The organism is Streptomyces oryzae (assembly GCF_017676365.1).
Lineage (GTDB): Bacteria > Actinomycetota > Actinomycetes > Streptomycetales > Streptomycetaceae > Streptomyces > Streptomyces oryzae.
The window spans coordinates 1-8,490 of record NZ_JADKMA010000261.1 but is presented as its reverse complement, the minus strand read 5'-3'; the positions used below and the strand labels follow the sequence as shown (position 1 = coordinate 8,490).

Annotated in this window: 8 protein-coding genes; all 8 read right to left on the bottom strand. The window is 72.3% G+C overall.

Features of this window, described 5'->3' with window-relative positions:
• Nucleotides 1-560: DUF4291 domain-containing protein (locus tag ITI46_RS31655; protein WP_209243376.1), on the bottom strand; the 560-nt coding region annotated here is incomplete at its 3' end.
• A gap of 69 nt (nucleotides 561-629) precedes the next feature.
• On the bottom strand, nucleotides 630-1,454 hold the full coding sequence (locus ITI46_RS31650) for an aldo/keto reductase (protein WP_209243375.1): 825 nt from the start codon (nucleotides 1,452-1,454) through the stop codon (nucleotides 630-632).
• 158 nt (nucleotides 1,455-1,612) lie between these two features.
• Complete coding sequence (locus ITI46_RS31645) at nucleotides 1,613-2,827, bottom strand: phosphopentomutase (protein WP_209243377.1); 1,215 nt, start codon at nucleotides 2,825-2,827, stop codon at nucleotides 1,613-1,615.
• 164 nt (nucleotides 2,828-2,991) lie between these two features.
• Nucleotides 2,992-4,167 (bottom strand): alanine racemase, encoded by a 1,176-nt coding sequence (locus tag ITI46_RS31640; RefSeq protein ID WP_209243374.1) that lies wholly within the window; start codon nucleotides 4,165-4,167, stop codon nucleotides 2,992-2,994.
• A 74-nt stretch (nucleotides 4,168-4,241) separates the two neighbouring features.
• Nucleotides 4,242-5,513 carry an aminotransferase class V-fold PLP-dependent enzyme gene (locus tag ITI46_RS31635; protein ID WP_209243373.1) on the bottom strand — a complete coding sequence of 424 codons (1,272 nt, stop codon included), beginning with the start codon at nucleotides 5,511-5,513 and terminating at the stop codon, nucleotides 4,242-4,244.
• Nucleotide 5,514: 1 nt separating this feature from the next.
• Nucleotides 5,515-6,576 carry a phosphotriesterase family protein gene (locus tag ITI46_RS31630; protein ID WP_209243372.1) on the bottom strand — a complete coding sequence of 354 codons (1,062 nt, stop codon included), beginning with the start codon at nucleotides 6,574-6,576 and terminating at the stop codon, nucleotides 5,515-5,517.
• A 65-nt stretch (nucleotides 6,577-6,641) separates the two neighbouring features.
• On the bottom strand, nucleotides 6,642-8,009 hold the full coding sequence (locus ITI46_RS31625) for a YhfT family protein (protein ID WP_209243371.1): 1,368 nt from the start codon (nucleotides 8,007-8,009) through the stop codon (nucleotides 6,642-6,644).
• Nucleotides 8,010-8,052: 43 nt separating this feature from the next.
• Entirely contained in the window at nucleotides 8,053-8,409 is a 357-nt protein-coding gene (locus tag ITI46_RS31620; protein WP_209243370.1) for a DUF2620 domain-containing protein, read from the bottom strand.
• Between the last annotated feature and the right edge of the window lie 81 nt (nucleotides 8,410-8,490).

Here is an 8,490-nt window from a genome sequence, read left to right as displayed (position 1 = left end):
GGGTAGGGCGGTTCCGGGGGGAGAAGGGCGCGGGCCGCAGCCAGGTCGCCGTTCCGGACGGCAGTGTGGACCTGGTGGGCAAGAGGGGTGACGTCGGTGAGGGAGACCGTCCACTCATCGGCGTATCGGCGCGCCGCCTCGCCCGCCAGGCCGAGCTGGAGGGAGCGGTGCGGCAGCGGACGCAGGTGCAGATCGCGCTCGGGGTCCCACTGGACCCGGGCCGGTGACTGCCGCAACTGCCGTTTCCACGCGGCGTGGTCGGCGTGCCGGTCGGCGTCGTAGTGCGACAGACAGGCGTGCCGCAGCGCCCACTCGAAACCCTCGCGGGTGATCTCGACGGCGAGGACCGTCTCCTGGTCCTGCTTGGTGCCCCAGCCGCAGCGGTACATCATCCACAGGAAGGACGGCTTGATCCACGTCATCCGGTCCCGTTTCCATGCCGCCGGGAACCGTCCGTCGCGGACCGCGGGCAGGCCGAGCCGGGGCGCGTACGCCTGGTAGACGGTGACGGTGGTGGCCGTGTGCGCGGCGCGTATCTGGTACTTGGGTGGCTCTGGCATAGCGTCAGAGTCGTCGCTCGCCGCTGCGGCGTGCCACCGATTTATCCGGGTACGGCGCCGGCGGGATCCTCAGAGGATGTCCAGTGGGCGCTTGCGGGACGGCGGAGGAAACGCCTCGTCCAGCGCCGCCAGGTCCTCCTCGGTGAGCCGCAGGTCGGCTGCGGCCCGGTTCTCCTCGACGTGGGAGCGCGAGGACGCCTTGGGGATCGCGATGACGTCGTCGTGCCGCAGCACCCAGGCCAGGGCCACCTGCGCGGGGGTGGCACCGTGCGCGTCGGCGACCCGGCGCAGCGCGGGGTGGTCCAGCAGCCGGCCCTGCTCCACGGGTGAGTAGGCCATCAAGGGGACCGACAGCTCGCGGCAGCGGGGCAGCAGCTCGAACTCGGCGCCGCGCCGGCTGAGGTTGTAGAGGACCTGATCGGTGGCCGGCACCGCACCCTCGGGCAGGTCGGCGAGGTCGTCGGTGTCGAGGTTGCTCACGCCCCAGAAGCGGATGTCCCCCGCGCGGACCAGCCCTTCCAGTGCCTCCACCGTCTCCGGCAGCGGTACGCCGCCGCGCCAGTGCAGCAGATACAGGTCGATGCGGTCGGTGCCCAGGCGGCGCAGGCTCGCGCGGCAGGATTCGACGGTGCCGCGCCGGTCGGCATTGGACGGCAGCACCTTGCTGACGAGGAAGACCTCGTCCCTGCGCCCCCTGACGGCCTCGCCGACCAGCTCCTCGGCGGCACCGCTGCCGTACATCTCAGCCGTGTCGATGAGCGTCATGCCCAGGTCGACGCCGGCGCGCAGCGCGTCCAGCTCCTGGGCGCGGCGCGCGGGGTCGTCGCCCATGTGCCAGGTGCCCTGGCCGAGTGCCGGGACGGGCGTACCGGAGGGAAGGTTCACTGTGCGCACGACGTTCGCGGTCCTTTCCTTGGGCTGCGGTACTGGTCTTCGGCCTGTGGTACGGGCTCTTGGGTCTGTGGTACGGCTCTTGGGCTTGTGGTGCGGCTTTTGGGCCGCGGCGCTGCTCGGGCCCGGCACCCATGATCGCTCAGGCCGCCGATGATCGCTCAGGCCGCCGCGCGCTGCGGTATCCGCCTCCCGTTGGCGAGGCCCGCGGGGTCCAGGCCCAGCGCCGCGGCCGCCGTGGCGCCCACGTCGGCGAGGCTGTCGGCGTCAGGCAGCAGCTCGACCCCCGGTGCGCCGGGACGGTGGATGAGCACCGGGACGTACTCGCGGGTGTGATAGGCGTGCCCGATCGTCGGGTCGTTGCCGTGGTCGCCCGTGACGACCAGGCGGTCGCCGGGCCGGTCCAGCAGCGCGACCAGCGCGGCCAGCCCCGCATCGACCTGCTCCAGTATCCGCGCATACCGCTCCGGCTCCTGCTGATGGCCCGCCAGATCGCTCTCCTGCACATTGGCGACGACCAGCGAACCGCCGGGCGCGCGGATGGCCTCCGCCGTATGGGCCAGGACGTCCCCCGTGGCCACCGCGGGGCGGCGCACGGCCTTCTCGCACGCCAGGATGTCCGCCGCCTTGCCGACGAACGTCACCGGGATCCCGGCCCGCGCCGCCAGTTCGGGAAGCTGGCGGGTGTGGTCCAGCTCCGCGCCAAGATGCTGCACCTGGAGCCCGCCGTTGCGGTAGAAGCCGCTCGCCGGGGTGTCCAGGCCCACCGTCCCGCCGTCGCCGTCGCGGACGAACCGGCGCAGCGGGCCGTCAGCCCGGCCGCCGACCGCGATGACCCGGGCGACGGGTGCCACCGCGCGCACCGTGCGGGCGACGTCGAGGATGCCGTCGAAGCCGAGGTCGTCCAGCCGCGCGGAGGCGTTCCAGTTGATGCCCGGATCGGCCTCCAGGTTGTCGTGGACGAGCACACTGCCGTCGACCAGCAGCAGCGGTCTGCCGTCGAGGAGTTCGGCCTTGTGGCCTGCCGCGCGCAGCGCTGCGGTGACCTCTGCCAGGTGGTCGCCGAGCCGGGCGACGGTCACCTGGCTGAAGTCCGCGCCCATCATCGTCTGATGGCCGGCGAACGTGTCGGCGCCCGGATAGCCGAGCGCGGCCCGGCCCGCGGCGACCGGCAGCCGGGTGTCGCGGGCCAGGTCGGGGTGCGGGTGGACCAGGCCGAGGCCGAGCGCCCCGAACACCGGCAGCCGCAGCGGCCGTCCGAACGCTTCACGGGCGTGGTCGAGCACATGGCCGCAGGTGTCGGCGGCGGCGTCCCCCGGACGCAGCGCTCCGGCGTCCGGCATGGCGCCGATGCCGAATCCGTCGACGACGAGGATGACGGTACGGGCAGTTGCGTTCGCCCACTGGGCCGCCTCCTGCGGCTCGTCTGCTGTCCGCCCGCTTGTTACGGCTGTCCCGCTCGCCACGGCTGTCCCGCTTGTCACGGTGCCCCCTGACGTCACGGTGCCGTCCTGTGGCGTCGCGGTGCCCTCCCCTGGTGTCACAACGCCCTCCCGTGTGCGTCGTACAGCCCGGTCAGCCGGGGTTTTCCCGAGGAGAGACCGGCCACCACCGCGACCGTTGAGCGGGTCACGAAGATCTGGGTACGGAACGCCAGCAGTGCGGTGTCACCGGCCTGCACCTGTCTGCCCGCACCGGGTGTGGCCTCGGGAGCGGCCAGCAGGCGGTAGTAGTCGATGTTCTCTGCGGGCGCGCCCTGGACGGGCAGGCGGTGTCCGGTGCGGGGCAGCAGCGCTGAGGTGATGCGGGCGCGCGGATAGAAGCCGCCGCCGAAGAGCGCGGGGCGCCCGTCGGCCAGCGTGTGCGCCACCTCCGTCACATAGACGTACGCGGGCCGCTCAGGCTGGCCGGTGTCGAGGGCGTGCAGCGGCGTGGTGCCGGTCAGCGCGTGGCCGGGCTCGCCATGGGTGGCGCCGAGCCGGGCCAGCAACGGAAGGCCGGCCATCGACGTGGCGCTGGGGGCGCTGAGCTTGAGGGCCTGGTGGCCGCGCGCGGCGAGGAGTTCGCGGGCCTTGAGGGCGAGGTCGAAGGAGGGGGTGGCCATCGGGGCACCGGTCTGCGGATCGCACAGCACGCACGGGAACGCGGTGACGCCCGCGATCCGGATGCCCGGCAGCCGCTCGGCCTCCTCGGCGAAGGCGTCGAGCGCGGACAGCGGTACCCCGCCTTCCTGCCCCGGGTAGACCGAGTCGTCCGCGCCCTCCAGCCGGATCAGCACGTCCTGGACGAGCCCGAGGCGCTGGGCCGCCGCTGAGACGGCGCGTGCGTTGGCGAGGTCGAACACCGTGACGGCCTCAGGACGCCAGCTGAGCATCTCCGGCAGCGCCCGGTGCGGAATCTGTACGAGGTGGCCGAGGTTCCCGGCGCGGGCGCCTGCCGCGTGCAGAGTGCGGGCCTCGGCGGGGTCGATGGCGGCGAAGGCGGGGATGGCGCGGGAGACGGCGCGGATCAGCTCCGGGTTGCGGCCGAACTGCTTGACGACGAACCACAGGGACAGGCCGAGCCGTTCTGCCTCCTCCGCGAGGAGTACGGCGTTCTCCGCGACCGCGTCCAGGTCCATGACGTAGGTGTCGGGTGGGATCTCGCCGCGCCGGTGGAGCTCGGCCGCGGTGTCGGCGAGCCCCGGATTACGGGCGAGCAGGCTGTCGAGGAACACGTCAGTCCTTAGTGCGGTGTTTCTGTGTTCGGTGCGGTGGTGCGTCGTTCGGTGCGGTGGTGCGTCGGCGGGGGCTACTCGGCGGGGGGAGCTTGCTCGGCGCTGGCGGGTTGCCCGGCGGGGGCAGGTTGCTCCACGGTGGCGGGCTGCCCGGCGGGGGCGGGTTCCCCCGCTGTGGCGGCTTGCTCCGTGTCGAGGGTGGTCAGGGCGCGGCGCAGAATGTCGAGGACCAGGTCGGCGCCCGCCCGCATCGGGTTGACGCGGATGACCCACTCGGCGAGCTGCGGGGCGTCGTCCAGCGCCGAGCTGGACATGCGGTAGAACAGCGGCGCGATCTCGTACCGCGAGTTGGAGCCCACCGGGTACGGCGCCGCGCCGAACCGCGCCGCCACCTCGGGGAGTTGCTTGGCGACGGGTCTCTCCAGCTGGACGAGCAGGCATCTGTCCTGCGCGTTGGCGATGCGTACATCGGCGACTCCGGGGACCTCCCCGGCGGCCAGGCGCTCGGCGACCTCGGTGCCGACGCGGGACTGGAGGGCCCACATCACCGGCACATGGGTGAGGGCGCGCAGCGCGTCGAGCGCTTGGTGGCCCTGGACCTGGCCGCCGCCGGAGTAGTTGTCGGCGCGCACCCGGTCGATCAGGTCGGCAGCGCCGACAACGGCGCCGACGCCTTCCGGTCCGTGCAGCTTGAACAGCGAGAAGCAGGAGGCGTCCGCGCCCAGTTCGACGCCGGAGGCGGGCACCCGGAAGACGGCGTAGTTGTCGTCCACGAGCGTACGAACCCCGGCCTGCCGACATGCTGCCAGCACCTCGGCGGGGTCGTAGGAGTCGGCGAGCCGCTGCCGGCTGTGCTGTACGTACGCCCATCGGAAGCGGCCCGAGGCGAGCGCGGCCCGCAGCGCGCCGAGATCGTTGAAGTCGGTCTCGGCAGTCTCGACGCCCAGCCCGCGCAGGGTGACGGCCGTGGTGCGGTAGACGGGTGCTCGGTGGATCAGCAGCGGCTCCCCCGGTCCGGCGGCGGCACTCAGCGCGGCTCGGATCGCGCCGGTACCCGCGCCCTGTACGAGCGCCGCATCCTCGGCGCCGAAGTACTCGGCCAGCACCTTCTCGACCCGTGCGGTGGTCCGTGGCCGGCCGAGTCCGGGCACCACGCCGGTGTCGGCTGCGAACAGCTCATCCCCGGCGAAGTGCCCCGCGGTGGCCTCCAGCAGCCTGAACTGCCGGGCGACGGCCTCCTCCACGGGGACAGTGGGCAACGGGAACGTACGGGGCAGCGCCGGGGGCACCGGCCGGGAACCGGTCGGCCGGGAAGGCGTCGGTGGGGTGGCTGCCGTCTCGGCCATCTCAGATCTCCTCCGGGCTCGCGCCGGTCAGAAAGCGCAGCGGGTTGCGCCGGGTCAGCAGGTCGATGAGGTCCTCGTCCACGCCCGCGGCGCGGGCCGCCGGCAGGAAGGAACGGAACAGATGGCCGTAACCCTGGCCGCCCTCGCTCCGCAGATAGCTGTGCCGGGAGATGTCGCAGCTGAGCAGCGCCCGGTCGGCGTGTCCTGCCTCCAGCAGCGCGAGGAGCAGCCGCAGCCGCACCTCGTCGCTCTGGTAACTCTCCTTGCCGACGGTGTCGAACGCCACGTACGCACCCGCCTCGGCGAGCCGCCGGTGCACGGCCGGAGCGGTGAGGAGGTCCTGGTGCCCGATGCAGATCCGGTGCGGGGCGAGACCGGAGTCGGTCAGCACGTCGAGCTGGGCGAGACCGCCGTGGCCGAGCTGGGCGTGGGTGGCCAGGGACAGCCCGGTGGTGACGGCCGCACGCGCCGCGGCCCGCAGCACGCGGGTCTCCGGTTCGGTGGGAACCTCTCCATGGCTGCCCACCTCGCCGAGCACACCGGGGCGGATACCGGTCGGTGTGCCGTCGGAGCCGGTGATTCCGTCAAGGATCTCCCGTTCCAGGGTGGCGGCGAGCTGCTCGACGGAGGCCCCCGCCAGGTCCGCGGCCGGGTGGTACGGCTCGTAATACCACCCGGTCGCGGCCACGACGGCCACCCCGCTCTCCTCCGCGATCCTGGCGAGCCAGGCCGGATCCCGGCCCATGCCGCGGCAGGTCAGCTCGATGACGAGGGAGAGCCCGAACTCCTCGCGCAGCTCCGCCAGTTCCCGGCTGACCGCAGGGCCGTGCCGCCGCGCGTCCAGTACGGCGGCGCCGTCGCCCTTGAGGTCCAAGTCCACGACCAGGTGCTCATGCGCGAGCACGGGGCCGTTCACCGACGCGGCGGACAGTGGTCCCGAGACGGTGTGCAGCAGCGGCTCACCGGCGTGAGGAACGGCGTGAGGGGACTCGGCGCCGTCCGGGATGGTGCCGTGGGGGGTGGTGCCGTTGGAGGGGGTGCCGTGGGGGGTGCTCCAGCGCATGGGGGCCTTCCGGTGGCAGGTGGCAGCGCGGCCTCAGCCCTGACGGGGTGGATCGGAGGCTGGGGTCAGCCCTTGACGGGGGTGAACAGATCGAGCCAGTGGAGGACATTGAGCAGGACGCCGCCGACGAGCACGGCTGCGGGCGCCGCCGCCATCCGGACCACGGGGCGGCCCATCACCTCGTTGAGCAGGTAGAGCCCGCCCACGACGAGGATGCCGAGCCCGGCCCCCATGGCGTTGGCCGCCATCAGCGAGCCGAACAGGATGGCCAGACGGAGGGTGTCGGTGATGGCGCTGCGCAGGTGCTCGGACGAGTCGCGGACGCTGGGCAGTTTGCCCAGCACCTTGCCGATGGTGGACAGGGCCAGGACTTCGAGGGCGAAGACCACGGCCCCGGCTATCGCCGCGAGTACCGGGTTCGGCATCAGATAGCCGATCGGGTAGACGACCGTGAAGCCGACGATGCCGTAGGCACCGGAGGCCAGCGCCGTCGTCGCGATCAGCGGGATGAAGCCGAAGAACCGGTAGAAGTCCACCTGCGCGGCCTCGGAGATGTTGCCCTTGGCTATCAGGAAGCTGGTGGCCTCACCGCCGCCGAATATGTGCATCTGCGCGAGCATGCAGACCCCTGCACCCAGCACCATGAACAGCGGCAGATAGCGCCGCAGCCGGGCCGCGCTGGTGCTGAAGAGCGAGGCCATCGGGTCGTCCTCGGGCGGGTCCTGGCCGGCGGTCGCCGATGCCGCCTCCGCCGCGCGGTCGGCCTTGCGCTGCACCAGGTCGCGGCGGACGGCGAGGCCGATCAGCAGCAGTACGCCGATGGCCATGGCGAGGGCCCCGGCGAACATGTTGGGCCACAGCTTCATCGTCATCACGACAAGAGCCAGTTCGACGACGCCCGCCACCGCTCCCCAGGCACGGCCGAACTGCTTGGTGATGGCCAGCACGGGAAAGAGCGTGAAGAGGAAGAGGATCGGCGTCGACATCTGCTGCATGGCCGTCAGGAAGTCGACCGGCAGGTCGTGCGCCACCTCGTTGGCGCCGCTGAGGCCGAAGACGACCAACGCGCCCCAGCCGGCGCCCAGCAGCGGCGCGAGCCACTTCTTGGGCGCCAGCAGGCCCAGGATGTCGGTGGGCAGGAAGAGCAGCCAGGGGTTGAGGACGCCGGAGGAGAGCGCCATCGGCGCGCCGAGTCCGAAGATGAAACCGGCGGAGAGCCCGAAGGAGACCGCCGTTGTGGCCGAGCGGGTGGTCCGCCCGTGGATGAAGTCCAGCATGAACGGGCGCACTCCGTCGTTGAAGACGGCCAGCGCCATGTGCGAGATGAACGCGGTCAGCGCGCACAGGAGGATCACGGTCAGCTGCTGCGGCAGCGAGAAGTCCAGTCCGGTGTTGGCGGCCAGTTGGGTGCCGGCGGTGCTCACAGTACTCATGGAAGTCGCTCCTTCACGCCCGGGTTGTCGGTGCCGGGATCCGTCAGGCGCGCGCGGCGACGGCGCGGGCGAGCAGGGGGGCGATGACGTCGATCTGGTCGATGGAGAAGCCGAAGACCTTCTTGCCGTCGGCCAGCAGCGCCGCCACCTCGTCCTCCGTGGGCACCGAGCGGCCGAAGGTGTGGCAGGTGGGCTGCCCCACCAGGCCGACGAGCACGCCGAGGGAGGCCCCGGCGCCGGTGTGGCAGGTGCCGAGGAAGTAGTCGGCCTGGCCGGAACGGAGCTTCATCGCGGCGTCCATGTCGCTGGAGACCGCGACCTCGACGCCGTCGAGACCGAGGGACTTGACGGCGTTCGCGACCTCGGTCTTGCCGACTCCGCCGGTGAGGATCTTCGTCATGGCTGGGTGCCTCTCATCTGTGCTGCGGGGCCCGGCGGTTGTGGCTGCCTGGGCCCGCTGGGTCGGGGGACGGGGACTTGG